The 17078-nt window shown below is 72.1% G+C and carries 16 protein-coding genes; 14 read left to right on the top strand and 2 right to left on the bottom strand.

Going from position 1 to position 17078, the window contains the following annotated elements; all coding sequences use genetic code 11:
* The first annotated feature begins 25 nt into the window (after positions 1-25).
* The 12 genes from J7F03_RS06015 (at position 26) to J7F03_RS05960 (ending at position 9298) form a co-directional block, all read left to right on the top strand.
* On the top strand, positions 26-964 hold the full coding sequence (locus J7F03_RS06015; protein WP_214947602.1) for a Rossmann-like and DUF2520 domain-containing protein: 939 nt from the start codon (positions 26-28) through the stop codon (positions 962-964).
* Positions 961-1983 (top strand): pantoate--beta-alanine ligase, encoded by a 1023-nt coding sequence (gene panC / locus J7F03_RS06010; RefSeq protein WP_214947601.1) that lies wholly within the window; start codon positions 961-963, stop codon positions 1981-1983. Before J7F03_RS06015 ends, panC begins: the two co-directional genes overlap by 4 nt.
* Complete coding sequence (locus J7F03_RS06005; RefSeq protein WP_214947600.1) at positions 1980-3734, top strand: L-aspartate oxidase; 1755 nt, start codon at positions 1980-1982, stop codon at positions 3732-3734. Before panC ends, J7F03_RS06005 begins: the two co-directional genes overlap by 4 nt.
* A gap of 2 nt (positions 3735-3736) precedes the next feature.
* Complete coding sequence (gene nadC, locus J7F03_RS06000; RefSeq protein WP_214947599.1) at positions 3737-4741, top strand: carboxylating nicotinate-nucleotide diphosphorylase; 1005 nt, start codon at positions 3737-3739, stop codon at positions 4739-4741.
* A 3-nt stretch (positions 4742-4744) separates the two neighbouring features.
* Positions 4745-5554, top strand: coding sequence for a type III pantothenate kinase (locus tag J7F03_RS05995; RefSeq protein WP_214947598.1), 810 nt, complete (start codon positions 4745-4747; stop codon positions 5552-5554).
* A 124-nt stretch (positions 5555-5678) separates the two neighbouring features.
* On the top strand, positions 5679-6428 hold the full coding sequence (locus tag J7F03_RS05990) for a GntR family transcriptional regulator (RefSeq protein WP_214947597.1): 750 nt from the start codon (positions 5679-5681) through the stop codon (positions 6426-6428).
* Between the two features lie 124 nt (positions 6429-6552).
* Complete coding sequence (locus J7F03_RS05985; protein WP_214947596.1) at positions 6553-6738, top strand: DUF397 domain-containing protein; 186 nt, start codon at positions 6553-6555, stop codon at positions 6736-6738.
* Positions 6739-6846: 108 nt separating this feature from the next.
* Positions 6847-7470: a hypothetical protein gene (locus J7F03_RS05980; protein WP_214947721.1), complete on the top strand. Its 624-nt coding sequence runs from the start codon at positions 6847-6849 to the stop codon at positions 7468-7470.
* A gap of 13 nt (positions 7471-7483) precedes the next feature.
* Positions 7484-7657, top strand: a complete 174-nt coding sequence (locus tag J7F03_RS05975) for a hypothetical protein (RefSeq protein WP_214947595.1) — start codon at positions 7484-7486, stop codon at positions 7655-7657.
* A gap of 135 nt (positions 7658-7792) precedes the next feature.
* Positions 7793-8248 (top strand): BlaI/MecI/CopY family transcriptional regulator, encoded by a 456-nt coding sequence (locus J7F03_RS05970; protein ID WP_214947594.1) that lies wholly within the window; start codon positions 7793-7795, stop codon positions 8246-8248.
* A 9-nt stretch (positions 8249-8257) separates the two neighbouring features.
* Positions 8258-8788: an amino-acid N-acetyltransferase gene (locus tag J7F03_RS05965; RefSeq protein ID WP_214947593.1), complete on the top strand. Its 531-nt coding sequence runs from the start codon at positions 8258-8260 to the stop codon at positions 8786-8788.
* A 165-nt stretch (positions 8789-8953) separates the two neighbouring features.
* A complete protein-coding gene (locus J7F03_RS05960; RefSeq protein ID WP_112448615.1) occupies positions 8954-9298 on the top strand; it encodes an Lsr2 family protein in 345 nt (114 codons plus the stop codon).
* On the opposite strand, the gene J7F03_RS05955 is transcribed toward J7F03_RS05960, so the two are convergent.
* Positions 9271-9951 carry an SCO3374 family protein gene (locus tag J7F03_RS05955; RefSeq protein WP_251071489.1) on the bottom strand — a complete coding sequence of 227 codons (681 nt, stop codon included), beginning with the start codon at positions 9949-9951 and terminating at the stop codon, positions 9271-9273. The genes J7F03_RS05960 and J7F03_RS05955 overlap by 28 nt on opposite strands.
* Before the next feature lie 475 nt (positions 9952-10426).
* Here J7F03_RS05955 and J7F03_RS05950 point away from each other — a divergent pair, with 475 nt between their 5' ends.
* The gene (locus J7F03_RS05950; RefSeq protein ID WP_214947720.1) at positions 10427-12952 is read left to right on the top strand and encodes an ATP-dependent Clp protease ATP-binding subunit; all 2526 of its coding nucleotides are present in this window, start codon (positions 10427-10429) and stop codon (positions 12950-12952) included.
* Between the two features lie 109 nt (positions 12953-13061).
* On the opposite strand, the gene J7F03_RS05945 is transcribed toward J7F03_RS05950, so the two are convergent.
* Complete coding sequence (locus J7F03_RS05945; RefSeq protein WP_308379140.1) at positions 13062-16076, bottom strand: NACHT domain-containing protein; 3015 nt, start codon at positions 16074-16076, stop codon at positions 13062-13064.
* A gap of 349 nt (positions 16077-16425) precedes the next feature.
* On the opposite strand from J7F03_RS05945, the gene J7F03_RS05940 reads away from it, so the two are divergent.
* Positions 16426-17061, top strand: coding sequence for a M23 family metallopeptidase (locus J7F03_RS05940; protein ID WP_214947592.1), 636 nt, complete (start codon positions 16426-16428; stop codon positions 17059-17061).
* Positions 17062-17078 lie beyond the last annotated feature (17 nt).

Genomic DNA, 17078 nt, shown 5'->3' with positions numbered 1-17078 from the left:
GACTGGAACGGAAGGCCTTCCCCGCGTGAACACATCCCCTCAGGCGGAGCGCCCCGCCAGGCTCACCGTCGGTGTCGTCGGAGCCGGCAGGGTCGGCCCCGCGCTGGCCCGCGCCCTCCAGCAGACCGGGCACCGCCCCGTCGCCGTGTCCGGGGTCTCCGACGCCTCGCGCCGCCGCGCCGAGCGGATGCTGCCGGACGTGCCGGTCGTCACGCCCGCGCAGGTCCTCCAGGCCGCCGACCTCGTCCTGCTCACCGTCCCCGACGACGCCCTGCCGACCCTGGTGCAGGGCCTCGCCGAGACCGGCGCGGTCCGCCCCGGCCAGCTCCTCGTCCACACCTCCGGGCGGTACGGGGTCGCCGTGCTGGACCCGGCCCGCCGCGCGGGCGCGCTCCCGCTGGCCCTGCACCCCGCGATGACCTTCACCGGCACCGAGGTCGACGTCCAGCGGCTGGCCGGCTGCTCCTTCGGGGTGACCGCCCCCGACGAGCTGCGGCTCGCCGCCGAAGCCCTGGTCATCGAGATGGGCGGGGAACCCGAGTGGATCGCCGAGGTGAACCGCCCGCTCTACCACGCGGCCCTCGCCCTCGGCGCGAACCACTTGGTCACCCTGGTCGCCCAGTCCATGGAGCTGCTGGCCAAGGCGGGCGTCGAGCACCCCGACCGGATGCTCGGCCCGCTGCTCGGCGCGGCCCTCGACAACGCCCTGCGCTCCGGTGACGCCGCCCTGACCGGCCCGGTGGCCCGCGGCGACGCGGGCACCGTCGCCGCGCACGTCTCGGAGCTGCGCAGGCACGCCCCGGGCAGCGTCGCCGGCTACCTCGCGATGGCCCGCACGACCGCGGACCGCGCCCTCGCGCACGGTCTGCTCAAGCCCGAACTCGCCGAGGACCTGCTCGGTGTCCTCGCCGACGGCGCGGGATTCGAATTCGACGGCCGCGACCCCGAAGGCGGTGACCGGTGATCCTCCTCGACACCGCCGACGCGCTGCACGAGCTCCCCCGCGCCGCAGCCACCACGGCCCTGGAGGCCACCGCCGGCCGCCGCGCCGTCGTCATGACCATGGGCGCCCTCCACGAGGGCCACGCCACCTTGGTCCGCACCGCCCGCGCGCACGTCGGCCCCACCGGCCAGGTCGTGGTCACGGTCTTCGTCAACCCGCTCCAGTTCGGGGCGAACGAGGACCTCGACCGCTACCCGCGCACCCTCGACGCCGACCTGCTCATCGCCGAAGAGGCCGGAGCCGACGCCGTGTTCGCCCCCGCCGTCGACGAGGTCTACCCCGGCGGAGACCCCCAGGTCCGGATCAGCGCCGGCCCGATGGGCGGACGCCTCGAAGGGGGCACCCGCCCCGGCCACTTCGACGGCATGCTGACCGTCGTCGCCAAGCTGCTCCACCTCACCCGTCCCGACCTGGCCTTCTTCGGCCAGAAGGACGCGCAGCAACTGGCCCTGATCCAGCGGATGGTGACCGACCTCAACTTCCCCGTGGAAGTGGTCGGCGTACCGACCGTCCGCGAGGAGGACGGGCTCGCGCTGTCCTCGCGCAACCGCTACCTCTCCGCCACGGAGCGGCGTACCGCCCTCGCCCTGTCCCGCGCCCTGTTCGCCGGCCAGGACCGGCTCGCCGCGCAGGCCGCGCTCCGCGCCCGCGCCGAGGCCCAGGCGCCCCCGGCCGGCGACGAGCGGGCCACCGGCCTGGCCCGGCTCGGCGAGATCCGCGCCTCCGCCGACGCCCACGCCGTCTCGGCGGCGGGCGCCGGGCTTCCGGACGCCGTACGGGCCGCCGCGCGGCACGTCCTGCAGGAGGCGGGCCGGCACGACCCGCCCCTCGTACTGGACTACCTGGCGCTGGTGGACCCCCAGGACTTCACCGAGGCCGGCCCCGGCTTCACCGGCCGGGCCGTGCTGGCCGTCGCCGCGAAGGTGGGCGCGACCCGGCTGATCGACAACATCCCATTGGAGTTCGGAGCACACGCGTGAGTACCCCAGGCAGAGGCCCCGCAACGGCGGGCACCAGCACCGGCATACGGCTGCACGCCCCGGCCCCCGGCTGGTCCGTCGACGCCGATGTCGTGGTCGTCGGGTCCGGCGTCGCGGGCCTGACCGCCGCGCTGCGCTGCGCCGCCGCCGGCCGCCGTACCGTCGTGGTCACCAAGGCGCGGCTCGACGACGGCTCCACCCGCTGGGCCCAGGGCGGCATCGCCGCCGCCCTCGGTGACGGGGACACCCCCGAGCAGCACCTCGACGACACCCTCGTCGCGGGCGCCGGCCTGTGCGACGAGGCCGCCGTCCGGCTCCTGGTCACCGAGGGCCCGGACGCGGTACGCCGGCTGATCGCCACCGGCGCCGTCTTCGACACCTCCGCCGAGACCGGCGAGATCGAGCTGACCCGCGAGGGCGGCCACCACCGCCGCCGCATCGCGCACGCCGGCGGCGACGCCACCGGCGCCGAGATCTCCCGTGCGCTCGTCGAAGCCGTCCAGGCGGCCGGCATCGAGACCGTCGAGAACGCCCTGGTCCTGGACCTCCTCCAGGACGCGCAGGGGCGTACCGCCGGCGTCACGCTGCACGTCATGGGCGAGGGCCAGCACGACGGGGTCGGCGCCGTCCACGCGCCCGCCGTGATCCTCGCGACCGGCGGCATGGGCCAGGTCTTCTCCGCGACGACCAACCCGTCCGTCTCCACCGGCGACGGCGTGGCCCTCGCACTGCGGGCCGGCGCCCAGGTCTCCGACCTCGAATTCGTCCAGTTCCACCCCACCGTGCTCTTCCTCGGCGCCGACGCCGAAGGCCAGCAGCCCCTGGTGTCGGAGGCCGTGCGCGGCGAGGGCGCGTACCTCGTCGACGCCGACGGCGTCCGCTTCATGACCGGCCAGCACGAGCTCGCCGAGCTCGCGCCCCGCGACATCGTCGCCAAGGGCATCACGCGCCGCATGCAGGAGCAGGGCACCGAGCACATGTACCTGGACGCCCGGCACTTCGGCGCCCGGATGTGGGAGCAGCGCTTCCCCAACATCCTCGCCGCCTGCCGCTCACACGGCATCGACCCGGTCACCGAGCCCATCCCCGTCGCCCCGGCCGCGCACTACGCCTCCGGCGGCGTACGGACCGACCTGCACGGCCGCACCACCGTCCCCGGCCTGTACGCGTGCGGCGAGGTCGCCTGCACCGGCGTGCACGGCGCGAACCGCCTCGCCTCCAACTCCCTGCTGGAAGGCCTGGTCTTCGCCGAGCGCATCGCCGACGCCGTCATCGCCGCCGCGGGGGAGCCCGCCGGCAACGGCCCCGGCATCCCCGTCCCGGCCACCGGCCCCCTCCAGCCCGCCGAGGCGCGCTACGAGATCCAGCGCATCATGACCGACGGCGCCGGCGTGCTCCGCTCCGCGGAATCGCTGCGCACGGCCGCCGCCGCACTCGAAGCCCTGTACGCGAAGGCCCTGACGGAGCTGGAGACCCAGGGCAAGACGGCCGTCCCCGGCACCGAGACCTGGGAAGCCACCAACCTGCTGTGCGTGGCCCGCGTCCTGGTCGCCGCCGCCCAGCGGCGCGCGGAGACCCGCGGCTGCCACTGGCGCGAGGACCACCCCGACCGGGACGACGCGCACTGGCGCCGCCACCTCGTCGTACGCCTGTCGGCGACCGAGCGGCGGGCACTGGTCGTCACCCCCACCGACTCGGCGGACTTCCCGTCCGTACAGATCCCCCTGAGCCCCGACAGCCTGGAGCGGTAACCGTGAGCACGCACGAGCACGACCACGACCACGACCACGACCACGAAGAGCTTCCCCTCCTCGGCCAGAGCGGGGGCGGCGGCTGCGGCGACGACTGCGCCTGCGGCGAGGGCGAGGAGACCGGCCTCGACCCGGCGCTGGCCCAGCTGCTCGCGGACGCCGGTCTGGACCCGGTCGAGGTCGAGGACATCGCGCACATGGCGATCTCCGAGGACCTCGACGGCGGGGTCGACGTGACCACCGTCGCCACCGTCCCCGAGGAGGCCGTCGCGACCGCCGACTTCACCGCCCGCGAGGCGGGCACGGTCGCCGGACTGCGCGTCGCCGAGGCCGTCCTGTCCGTCGTCTGCACCGACGAGTTCGAGGTGGAGCGGCACGTCGAGGACGGCGAGCGCGTCGAGCCCGGCCAGGTGCTGCTGTCGGTGCGGGCCCGCACCCGGGACCTGCTCACCGGCGAGCGCAGCGCGCTGAACCTGCTCTGCCTGATGTCGGGCATCGCCACGGCGACCCGCGCGTGGGCCGACGAGCTGGAGGGCACCAAGGCCAAGGTCCGCGACACCCGCAAGACCACCCCCGGCCTGCGCTGCCTGGAGAAGTACGCGGTCCGCTGCGGCGGCGGCGTCAACCACCGGATGTCCCTGTCCGACGCGGCTCTGGTCAAGGACAACCACGTGATCGCGGCGGGCGGTGTCCGCGAGGCCTTCAAGGCCGTGCGCGAGCAGTTCCCCGACCTGCCCATCGAGGTCGAGGTCGACACCCTGCAGCAGGTCCGTGAGGCCCTGGACGCGGGCGCCGACCTGATCCTGCTCGACAACTTCACGCCGATCGAGACCGAGGAGGCCGTGGCCCTGGTGCACGGCCGCGCGGTGCTGGAGTCCTCGGGCCGCCTCACCATGCACAACGCCCGCGCCTACGCCGAGACCGGCGTCGACTACCTCGCGGTCGGCGGCCTCACCCACTCCTCCCCGATCCTGGACATCGGCCTCGATCTGCGCGAGGCGGTCTAACCGATGCTCCTCACCATCGACGTGGGCAACACCCATACGGTCCTTGGCCTGTTCGACGGTGACGAGATCGTCGAGCACTGGCGCGTCTCGACCGACCCGCGTCGCACGGCCGACGAGATGGCCGTGCTGATGCAGGGCCTGATGGGCATGCACCCGATGCTCGGCAGCGAGCTCGGCGACGGCATCCACGGCATCGCGATCTGCTCGACGGTGCCGTCGGTGCTGCACGAACTGCGCGAGGTGACCCGCCGCTACTACGGGGACGTCCCGGCCGTGCTGGTGGAGCCGGGCATCAAGACGGGCGTCCCGATCCTCATGGACAACCCGAAGGAGGTCGGCGCGGACCGCATCATCAACGCGGTCGCGGCCGTCGAGCTCTACGGCGGCCCCGCGATCGTCGTCGACTTCGGCACGGCGACCACCTTCGACGCGGTGTCCGCGAAGGGCGAGTACGTGGGCGGGGTGATCTCCCCGGGCATCGAGATCTCCATGGAGGCCCTCGGCGTCCGGGGCGCCCAGCTCCGCAAGATCGAGCTGGCCCGCCCGCGCAACGTCATCGGCAAGTCCACGGTCGAGGCGATGCAGTCGGGCGTGGTCTACGGATTCGCGGGCCAGGTCGACGGGATCGTGACCCGGATGGCCAAGGAGCTGGCCGGCCCGGCCGGCGCCCCGGACGACGTCCGCGTCATCGCCACGGGCGGCCTGGCCCCGATCGTCCTCGGCGAGGCCTCGGTGATCGACGACCACGAGCCGTGGCTCACCCTGATCGGCCTGCGGCTGGTCTACGAGCGCAACGCGCCGAACTTCGACTGACCCGGTTCGGCAGAGTGCCGCGAGCGGCCCCGCCCCCCGAGGGCCGGGGCCGCTCGCGTCTCGCCGCCGGGTTAGGTTGGGCAGCCCAGGCGGCGCGTACACGACGAGCACAGGACGGCCCGAAATGCCCCGCGACACGGCGTACTCGAAGGTGGCCGACGCGCTGCGGACCCGGATCCGGGCCGCGGAATGGCCCGTTGGCGCGAGACTCCCCTCGCGGGCGCGGCTCGCCGCCGAATTCCGCGTCGGGCAGTCCGTCGCCCAGCGGGCGCTGGAACTCCTCGTCATCGAGGGCCTCGTGGAGGGCAGGCCCGGCGCCGGCACCTACGTCCGCGTCCCGCGGCAGCGGCTTCGGGTCGTCCGCCCCCACCGCCGCGGACCCGGCGCGTCCGGGAAGGTCCGCACGGAGTCCCACACCAAGGCCCGGGTCGAGGCCACCGGGAGCATCGCCGCACGCCTGGGCATCGCCCCCGGCGACCCGTGCGTGGTCACCACCTACGCCTTCTCCGGCGAGGGCGGGCCCTTCGAGGTCTGCGAGTCCTGGGAGCCGATGGCCCTCACCGGCGGCACCCCGGTCGTCCTGCCCGAGATGGGCCCCCACAAGGGCGCCGGAGTCGTGGAGCGGATGCGCGCGATCGGCGTCACGGTCACCTCCGCGCTGGAGGTCCCGCGCCCGGCGCGCGCGAACCGGCGGCAGGCCGGCCTGCTCGGCATCGGCGTCGGCGACCTGATCACCGAGATCGAGCGCACGCACTACGCGGCGGACGGGCGCGCGGTGGAGACCGCCGACATCGTGGTCGCCGACCGGCACACGGAGATCGCCTACGAGATCCCGCTGGCCCCGGAAGATCCGCCCGGCCTTACCGGCCCCTGAGCGCCGGCGGAGCAATTTCCCCGGAAATGGCCGGAGTGCGGCCGCCGCGGGGATACGGTCGCCACGAGAAGTACCGGGAGCTCGTCCACGGCGCCACGAGCGCCTGTGAGCGGAGGAGACAACCATGACCACTCGGACCGCCTGGCAGAAGTCCTCCTTCTGTGGTGAGGGGGACACCTGCGTGTACGTCAGCGCCGCGCCCGGCACCCTGGTCCGCGTGGCCGACCGCGCCGACCCGGCCCACCTCGTTCTCGCCACCACCCAGGCCGCCTGGGCCGACTTCCTCCGCGTGGTCAAGGAGTCCGGCTGACGACCGGGCCGAGGATCCGCCGCGCCGCGCCCAGGTTCCCTCAGGGGATTTTGTCCGATTAGCGCGTATCTTCGGCCCATGCCCACGCCCTACGGATCCCGCGGCGGCATGGCGTTCAGCGCTGTTGAGCTTCACGTGCTCAGGCGTTCGCTCGCTCACGCCCTCCAGTCCTCCACGGCCCCTCTGACGGCCGCCGAGGTCCAGGACTGCCTGCGCCTCGCGCAGTCGGTGGACGAAGCGGTCCAGGAGGCGGGGCGGCTCAGAGCGTTCCTCCTCGCCGACCTGGCCCGGTACAGAGCCGCGCTGCCCGGAAGCCTCACCGGCTACCTGGAGCTGCTCCAGGACGCCCTGGCCGCCGGCTACGAGCCCGTGCCCGACGACCTCGCCGCCCTGCGGGCCCTGCGCGCCAACCCGGTCGCGGCCGCCGTGCTGGAGCGGGCCCAGGGGATCGCGGAGCGCTCCGTACGCCGCCGGCTGTCCACCGCGCCCGCCCCGCGGACCCGGCTGCTGGCCATCGCCGGCGGTGCCGGGACGGGCTCCGGCCCCACCGGCTCCGCCTCCGGCGCGGGCACGGGGACCGGCTCCGGCTCCGGCAAGGAGAAGGAGCCGTCGCGCCCGCAGGAGCCCGAGCCCGACGACCGGCCCGCGCGCCCGATCCCGACCCCGGGCGAGGTCTTCCCGCCGCGCCGCAAGCCCGTGGCGCCCCCGGAGGCCGGGCGCGCGGCCGGGTAGCTAGGCTGGGGGCATGGACTACGTTTCCGCGCTCGTGCCCCCCTTCGTGATGGCCGTGTTCTTCGTCGCGCTCGTCGTGACGATCGTGAAGAGCCAGGGCGGCGCCAACAAGGCCAAGGAGGACGCGGCGGTAGACGCCGTGCTCGCCCGCGCCGAGGCCACCCGGCAGTCCCAGCCTCAGAAGTAACCCTGCCAAGGGGAAGGGCGTACGGCTCCCCGAGCCGTACGCCCTTCCCCTTCACCGGGGGGAACCCCGGATTTCGCCGCGCCTTGCCGCCCGAATAGCCGGGCAATTCACCGCATCCCGCACTATCGTGCTGCTGTGCCTCGCCCCTTGGGAGAACTCGAAGACGCAGTCATGACGCGGGTGTGGCAGTGGAACCGCCCGGTCACCGTTCGCGAAGTCCTGGAAGACCTCCAGCAGGAACGGTCCATCGCGTACACCACGGTCATGACCGTTATGGACAATCTTCACCAGAAGGGCTGGGTCCGCCGGGAAGCGGAAGGCCGCGCCTATAGGTATACGGCGGTCTCCACCCGTGCCGCCTACTCGGCCGCACTGATGAACGAAGCCTGGTCGACGAGCGACAACCCGGCCGCTGCCCTCGTGGCCTTCTTCGGCATGATGTCGGCGGAGCAGCGCGAGGCCCTGCGGGACGCCGTACGGATCGTGCAGCCGGCCGTCCCCGAAGAGCCGGCGGAGTCCGCCGGGACCCCGGCGCCCGCCGCCGACGCCGAAGACGACTCCGGCGGGCGGCGGAGCGAGCCGGGGCGATAACGTCCGGGCATGGGTGAGTTTTCCGCTGCAGATGCAAAAACAGTGACGATCCGCCGAGCGCGCACCGGTGATGTTCCCGCGCTGCGCCGCCTGCTCGACCAGTACGTGCAGCAGCGCATCCTGCTCGACAAAGCGCCGGTCGTGCTTTATGAGGACATCCAGGAGTTCTGGGTCGCCGAACGCGACACCGACGGTCAGGTCGTCGGCTGCGGTGCGCTCCACGTGATGTGGGAAGACCTGGCCGAAGTCCGCACTCTTGCCGTCGACCGCGAGTTGAAGGGCGCCGGAGTCGGTCATCTGGTGCTCGACAAGTTGTTGCAGACGGCCCGCCGGGTCGGTGTGAGCCGGGTTTTCTGCCTGACCTTCGAAGTCCACTTCTTCGCGAAGCACGGCTTCGTCGAGATCGGCGAGACCCCCGTCGAGACCGATGTCTACATGGAGCTGCTGCGTTCCTATGACGAGGGTGTCGCCGAGTTCCTCGGTCTCGAACGAGTGAAGCCGAACACCTTGGGCAACAGTCGGATGCTTCTGCACCTCTGATCGATCACAGCGGGATTTCCCGGTGCCACCGTGCGTGTGGCCTATGTCCGAATCGCGCACGTTTCCCGACCCGTTGCGGACCCGAACCTCTCACCGGGGGTTTGTGTTTTCCAGGCAAAAGCGGTTTCCTTTCCGCGTACTGCTTTTCGATGAAAGGAAATCCCGGTGGCACAGAAGGTTCAGGTCCTTCTTGTCGACGACCTCGACGGCGGCGAGGCGGACGAGACGGTGACGTTCGCTCTGGATGGCAAGACCTACGAGATCGACCTCACCACCGCCAACGCTGAAAAGCTCCGCGGCCTGCTCGACCCGTACACCAAGGGCGGACGCCGTACCGGTGGCCGCGGCGCCGCGACCGGCCGCACCAAGGGGCGCGCCGTCGCCGCTTCGGCCGGAAACCCGGACACCGCCGTCATTCGCGCGTGGGCCAAGGAAAACGGCTACAGCGTGAATGACCGCGGCCGCGTTCCCGCGGAAATCCGTCAGGCGTTCGAGGACCGCAAGGTCTGACCCGCGGCGGGCCGGTCCACCACACCGGCACGCCCCGCGGGGGCCGTACGCCGGCGCAGGCGGGCCCGGTGACATTCCGTCGCCGCCGCCGCGACCAGGCGTACGAGATCGGGTCCGCGCGCGGACCCGCAAGAGCCCTGCCCGGGAGCGGGCAGGGCGGGAAGCAGTGCCTCACACCCCTGCTCGGGGGGCCGCAGCCACACGGCGGCCCCCCGAGGACTTCCCTGCGGATCCGCGTCGTCGGCCGTGCCCGCGACGGGGGGTCCCGGGGGAACCGGAGCCGTGATCCGGCCACCCGTACCCAGGGCGGCGAGATCCAGGGCGACCCCGCCCCATTCCAGCCAGACGAGCAGCCCTTCCAGCTCGTCCGCGCTCCCCGCGGCCACCAGGAACCGCATCTTGCGTCCCATGACGGCCACCGGACCCGTGGCGACGCGTGAGCGCAGCACCGCGGTCCCGGCATCGGCCGGCAGCTCCAGTACGTCGAACCGCACCCCGGTCGCCAGCTGGACGGGGGGTCCGCCGACGACGCTCCAGCCGAGCTCGCGCTCGTACCAGGCGGCCGTCCAGGAGGCCGGGTCGTCCTCGGCCCGGGGATGTCCGGACGGGGCGCGGGGGAGCGGGACGGTGACGGGCGGCGCGGTGAGAGCCATGACCGGAGCAACTCCCGAAACGCTCCGGGGTTACGCGCGATGTGACGTTGCGCACGCATCCCAATGCGGAACGTAAACATCCGGCGTGGCGGAGTCCCACATTCGGGACGCGGACGTGTTCGCCCGTAGCGGAGGGATCCTGCGTCACTGGCGTGAACTGTCAGTGCTTACGGGGTAAGACATTCCTAGTGGATCGGGGCGACACGCTGATTTGCGGTGTCTGCGACCCGCTTCCGTTCGCCATCGGCGTACACGTGTGACGGGTATCTGCCTGGCCTGCGGGAACATCGTCTCGCACCATCGGGTTGGAGCAGTTGTCGGCACTTACAGCCGGGTTTTCCCACGGACGTGAGGGTGAGCCGCGGACGGATGTCGGCAGTTGGAATGAGCTGTCCCGCCCCGCGGGACTAGCATGCGGAAGGACAGGGCGGGGACCGACCCCGAACTGCCCGACCGCTCTGAGGAGCGATAAACGATGTTCGAGAGGTTCACAGACCGCGCGCGGCGGGTTGTCGTCCTGGCTCAGGAAGAAGCCCGGATGCTCAACCACAACTACATCGGCACCGAGCACATCCTCCTGGGCTTGATCCACGAGGGTGAGGGTGTCGCCGCTAAGGCCTTGGAGAGCCTCGGGATTTCGCTCGAGGCTGTTCGCCAGCAGGTTGAGGAGATCATCGGCCAGGGGCAGCAGGCCCCGTCCGGCCACATCCCCTTCACCCCGCGGGCGAAGAAGGTCCTGGAGCTTTCGCTCCGAGAGGCCCTCCAGCTCGGCCACAACTACATCGGCACCGAGCACATCCTGCTCGGCCTCATTCGCGAGGGCGAGGGCGTCGCCGCCCAGGTCCTGGTGAAGCTGGGCGCCGATCTCAACCGAGTCCGGCAGCAGGTCATCCAGCTGCTCTCCGGCTACTCCGGCGGAGGCAAGGAGTCGGCCACGGCCGGCGGCCCGGCCGAGGGCACGCCCTCGACCTCGCTCGTCCTGGACCAGTTCGGCCGCAACCTCACGCAGGCCGCCCGTGAATCCAAGCTCGACCCGGTCATCGGGCGCGAGAAGGAGATCGAGCGGGTCATGCAGGTCCTGTCCCGCCGGACCAAGAACAACCCGGTCCTCATCGGCGAGCCCGGCGTCGGCAAGACCGCCGTCGTCGAGGGCCTCGCCCAGGCGATCGTCAAGGGCGAGGTGCCCGAGACCCTCAAGGACAAGCACCTCTACACCCTCGACCTGGGTGCACTGGTCGCCGGTTCCCGCTACCGCGGTGACTTCGAGGAGCGCCTCAAGAAGGTGCTCAAGGAGATCCGCACCCGCGGCGACATCATCCTGTTCATCGACGAGCTCCACACCCTCGTGGGTGCGGGCGCCGCCGAGGGCGCGATCGACGCCGCCAGCATCCTGAAGCCCATGCTGGCCCGTGGTGAGCTCCAGACCATCGGTGCCACGACGCTCGACGAGTACCGCAAGCACCTTGAGAAGGACGCCGCTCTCGAGCGCCGTTTCCAGCCGATCCAGGTGGCGGAGCCTTCCCTCCAGCACACCATCGAGATCCTCAAGGGCCTGCGCGACCGCTACGAGGCCCACCACCGCGTCTCCATCACGGACGAGGCCCTCGTGCAGGCGGCCACCCTGGCCGACCGGTACATCTCGGACCGCTTCCTCCCGGACAAGGCGATCGACCTGATCGACGAGGCCGGCTCCCGGATGCGCATCCGCCGGATGACCGCGCCGCCGGACCTCCGCGAGTTCGACGAGAAGATCGCGAACGTGCGTCGCGACAAGGAGTCGGCCATCGACTCCCAGGACTTCGAGAAGGCGGCTTCCCTCCGTGATTCGGAGAAGCAGCTGCTGGCGGCGAAGGCCAAGCGCGAGAAGGAATGGAAGGCCGGCGACATGGACGTCGTCGCCGAGGTCGACGGCGAGCTCATCGCCGAAGTCCTGGCGACCGCGACCGGCATTCCGGTGTTCAAGCTGACCGAGGAGGAGTCCTCGCGACTCCTGCGCATGGAGGACGAGCTCCACCGTCGCGTCATCGGCCAGAAGGACGCCATCAGGGCGCTCTCCCAGGCGATCCGCCGTACCCGTGCGGGTCTGAAGGACCCGAAGCGCCCGGGTGGCTCGTTCATCTTCGCCGGCCCGTCCGGTGTCGGTAAGACCGAGCTCTCCAAGACGCTCGCCGAATTCCTCTTCGGCGACGAGGACGCGCTGATCTCCCTCGACATGTCGGAGTTCAGCGAGAAGCACACGGTTTCCCGTCTCTTCGGATCGCCCCCCGGCTACGTGGGCTACGAAGAGGGCGGCCAGCTGACCGAGAAGGTCCGCCGGAAGCCGTTCTCCGTCGTCCTCTTCGACGAGGTCGAGAAGGCGCACCCGGATATCTTCAATTCCCTTCTCCAGATCCTGGAAGACGGTCGCCTGACCGACTCCCAGGGCCGGGTCGTGGACTTCAAGAACACGGTCATCATCATGACGACCAACCTGGGTACGCGGGACATCTCGAAGGGCTTCAACCTCGGCTTCGCGGCCGTGGGAGACACCAAGACCGGATACGACCGGATGAAGGCGAAGGTCAACGAAGAGCTCAAGCAGCACTTCCGGCCCGAGTTCCTCAACCGTGTCGACGACACGGTCGTCTTCCACCAGCTCACCGAGGAAGACATCGTCCAGATCGTCGACCTGATGATCGCCAAGGTGGACGACCGCCTGAAGGACCGCGACATGGGCATCGAGCTCAGCGCGGACGCGAAGGCGCTGCTCGCCAAGCGCGGCTACGACCCGATCATGGGTGCCCGACCGCTGCGCCGCACGATCCAGCGCGAGATCGAGGACATCCTGTCGGAGAAGATCCTCTTCGGCGAGCTGCGCCCCGGTCACATCGTGGTCGTCGGCAAGGAGGGTGAGGGCGAGGAAGCCAAGTTCACCTTCCGCGGTGAGGAGAAGACTCCGATCTCGGACCTTCCCCCGATCGAGGCCACGGGCTCCGGCCCGGACCTGTCGAAGGGCGCGTAAGCGCTCATCGCGGGCAGCGGTAGCAGTACGAAGGGGCGGCCCCGGGACCGAAAGGTTCCGGGGCCGCCCCTTTTCCCGTACGGCGGCCGCTCGGATGCCCCGCGTCCGGTCAGATGTCGTACAACTGCGGCGCGATGTCCAGCTCCGCCTGCGGGAAGCGGCGCCGCAGCCGTTGCCCGACCTCGGTATCCAGTTCCTTGTCGTCGTCGTAGAGCATCACGGTCCTGAGCGAGGGCAGGTCCGCGAAATCGGCGAGGCCGGCCAGCGCCTCGGGGTGCACGGCGATCTCCCGCAGGTTCTCCAGCGCCGAGAGTTCCGCCCACGCGGCCCTTCCGCCGGGGCGCCAGTCGTAGCCGAGCCACAGCCGCCGCAAGCTCGTGAGCCGTCCCAGGCCGGACAGGTCCGGGTCCGCGTCGGGCAGGTCGATCACCTCCGGGCGGGCTTCGGGGGAGAAGTCCCGGAAGGACCACGGGCCGTGCCCCGAGTGCAGCTTGAGCCTGCGCAGCCGGGGCCAGGCCGCGATGGCCGGGCCCAGGGGCGTTCGGCTGCCCAGGTGGAGGACCACGTCCTCCAGGGGCAGTCCGTGCAGCGGACCCAGGTCCCGCAGGTCGGACCAGAAGTTGACGGTGAGCCGCCGCAGCGAGGTGTGGCCGCGCAGGAACTCCGCGTCGGTCCCGCCGGAGAAGCTCCACAGGGTCAGGCCCGACACCGGCTGCCGGGCCAGGAAGCGCGTCAGGGCGCCCCGGGTCACCTTGTGGTCGATGAACAGGTCGGGCGGGCCGGTGAAGCCGGACAGCGCCGCGAGCAGGGAGTCCGATTCGATGACGAGGTCGCGGGGCGGCGGGTCCATGCGCGCGAGCACCTCGGCCGCGTACTGGCGGGTGTCGAACCGCTGCCACCCGCGGGTCAGCGTCTCGCGGACCCGGTCGTCGGGATGGCGGCAGTAGCCGGCGAGGTATCCGACGGCCGCCTCGCTCCCCGCCTCCCGGGCCGCGATCACCGACAGGTAGGCGTCGTCGTCTCCGGTCTCCCCGCACCGCGGCAGCAGGCCCAGGACCAGCGGCCCGATCCGGCCCAGCGCCCGGGCGGCGCTCTCGTCCTTCGGGGGGATGAGCCGGCGGGCGGCCGTCCGGACCTCCTCGCGGAGCTCGGGCTCCAATTCGGCCGCGTACTCCAGCGACGCCAGGGCCAGCAGCACGGCCCGGTCGGAGTCGCGGATCAGCAGGTCGCCGATGATCGCCGCCCGTTCTCGGGGCCGGCCCTGGGCGACCGCCATGCGGATGACGTCCTCCCACTGGTCGTCGTCCGCGTGCCGGGTCAGTTCACCGAGGCTGCCCTCGTCCAGGGCCGCCCGGGCCCCCAGGAAGTCCTGGAAGGTGCGGTGGATGAACTCGACGGTGTCCTCCGTGGGGGCCCGCAGGAGACCGCTGCGCTCCACGAAGTACGTGAGGACGGCCGGGCCGTCGCCCAGGGCCTGCGCGGCCGGTACGGCGGGCAGCGCGCCGGTGATCAGGGCCCTGGCCCGGCCCTGGCCCATCTCGGTGCGGCCGTTGCGGATGAGCCAGTACGCGAGCCGCTGCAGGAGCTGGACCTGCGGCTCCTCGGCCAGTCGGGGCAGGCGCAGCTCCCGCTCCTGGTCGCGGCCCAGCAGCATCATCGACAGGGCGGCGGTGTAGAGCTCTTTGCGGCCCGACGGCAGGAAACCCCGGCGTTCGCGGTGCAGGGCGCAGATCACGGCGCACAGCAGCGGGTTGGTGGCGAGCCGGGCCAGCTCGGGCTTGGTGGCCAGGGCTTCCAGCAGCTGGCCGCGGAGGTCCTCGCCGGCCTCGGCCGCCCCGTGCCAGCGGGTGACGAAGGCGGCCACGTCCGCCCGGCTCATGGGTGCGAGGGTCAGGTCGGTGAACTCCTCGTCGGCCAGCCAGTCCTGCCGGACCGCCGAGGGGCGGGAGGTGACGAGCCAGCGGTTGCCGGGGTAGGCGGCGAGCAGATCGGTGAGCCAGCCGCGGGCCAGGGCCCGCTCGGCCTCCGGGATCTCGTCGATGCCGTCGACGAGGATCAGGCCGCGCCCGGCGCTCAGGACCCGGTCCTCCCAGCCCTCGGGGGACTGCCCGCTGAGCGCGGTGGCGGCCAGGAAGTCCTTGGCGGCGGGCAGCCGCTCCCCGTGCCGGGTCAGGGTCCGCAGGGGCAGTACGTACGGGACGGGGCCGGCGTCGGCTCCGTCCCGGGAGGCGCAGACGGCCAGCCACTTGATCAGCGTGGTCTTGCCGGAGCCGGCCTCGCCGCGCAGCAGGACGCGGGACTCGTGCTCCAGCACCTCGTCGGTGGTCAGGGTGGCGTGGGGCCCGTGCGCCGGGCCCGGGATACCCCCGTCGCGGCCGACGTCGGCGCTGCCGCCGCCTCCGCGCAGGCGCCGGGGGCGGCGGAAGCGGGTCGCCTCCAGGCTCACGTACGCCGCGTCCAGCGGCCAGCGCGCCGAGCCCGGGGGCAGGTCCAGCCCGAAGATCGTCAGGCTGCTGTGCCGTTTGGCGAGGTACGTGCGGTACCTGGCCTCGAAGTCCCTGTCCCGGCCGTCCTGGCGGGGGAGCCGGGCCAGCACGGCGTCGATCTTGGCGATCGTCTCGGCCTGGCGGCGGGCGCTCTCGACCAGGGCGCGGGGGATGTAGGTGGAGCGGGTGGTGAAGAAGTGCAGGATGTGCAGGCAGGTGAACTCCAGCAGCCGGTCGTGGAAGAGCTCCGCGTCCCGTCCCAGGCCCGTCGCGGGCGCGGCGCGGCGCAGTTCGGCGGCGAAGGCCCGCTCGCCCATCTCGACGGCTTGGGCGTCCTGCAGGGTGAGGTCCCCCAGCGCGTGGAGGGTGACGGCCAGCGCGGCCGCGACGCCCGCCTCCTCGCCCGGCGGCAGCGGTTGCTCGCCGGGGGCCCGCAGGGCCTGGGCGACCAGCTTGTCGGCGAGCCGGCGCAGGTCGTCCCGGGACAGGGCGCGCTGCTCGCGCAGGGAGACGTAGGCGGAGATCCGCACGGGCTGGTCGACGAGGCCGGCGCCGGCGCCCTCCCCCCGTAAGAGCTTCCTCACGAGGGGGGTCACGACCCCCGAGGCCAGCCGGATCCCCATCACGGATGCGTCCACGAGGCGTGAGCGTAGCTCCAGGTGGAATCGGGCGCAGGTCTTTGGTCGCGAAGGGGGCCCGCCAGAGGTCCCGCGCCGGTGACAAGCCGCACAGGGCAAATCGGACCTACTAGGAACATTCGTAGAGATCGATGTCCAATTTGCCCCACCCTCAACCCAGTAAAGAGGCGGTCAACAGGCCTGGCGACCCTCCCCGCACCTACGAGCCCCGGTAGTAATCGGGGGGTTTGGGGAAGTTCGGGGGGACGGGTTACCAAGGATGGCGAGCAAGCCCGGCACCCCGAGCGGAGTGCCGGGTCGTTTCTTGCCCGAAGCACCGTCCTTGTCCCCGGCCCCGGAGGTCTCCTTCATGTCCGCGAAGCGCGTCAGCACCCGTCGTATCCGTATCGCCGCCGGCGCCACCGCTCTCGGTGCGGCCCTGGCGCTCGGAGCCGGGACGACCGCCGCCTTCGCCGACGAGGCCCAGACCGCCCTGAGCGGCACCGCCGAGCTGGTGGCCGCGCAGGCCGGCGCGCAGGCCGCGGCCGCCGCCGTGAAGCCGGCCCCCGCCGCCGTGAAGCCGGCCCCCGCCTGGGAGAAGCCGGTGTCGCGCTACACGCTCTCGGCGACCTTCGGCAAGGGCGGCAGCATGTGGTCGCACAAGCACTCCGGCCAGGACTTCGCCGTCCCCGTCGGCACCCCGGTCGACGCCGTCTCGGCGGGCGTCGTCGTCAAGGCCGGCCCGAACGGCGGCGGCGACGGCCCCGCGTACGGCAACGCCATCGTGATCAAGCACGCGAACAACACGTACTCGCAGTACGCGCACCTCTCGAAGATCCAGGTCAAGATCGGCCAGAAGGTCGCCAAGGGCGCCCGGATCGCCCTCTCCGGCAACACCGGCAACTCGAGCGGCCCGCACCTCCACTTCGAGATCCGGACCACCCCGAACTACGGCTCCGCCGTGAACCCGGTCGCCTTCCTGCGCCAGTTCGGCGTCAGCGTCTGATCCTCGGCGTCAGCGTC

This window comes from Streptomyces sp. ISL-43 (assembly GCF_018614195.1).
GTDB lineage: Bacteria > Actinomycetota > Actinomycetes > Streptomycetales > Streptomycetaceae > Streptomyces.
Note: the sequence above shows the minus strand (reverse complement) of the source record. Positions and strands in the feature narration are given on the sequence as shown.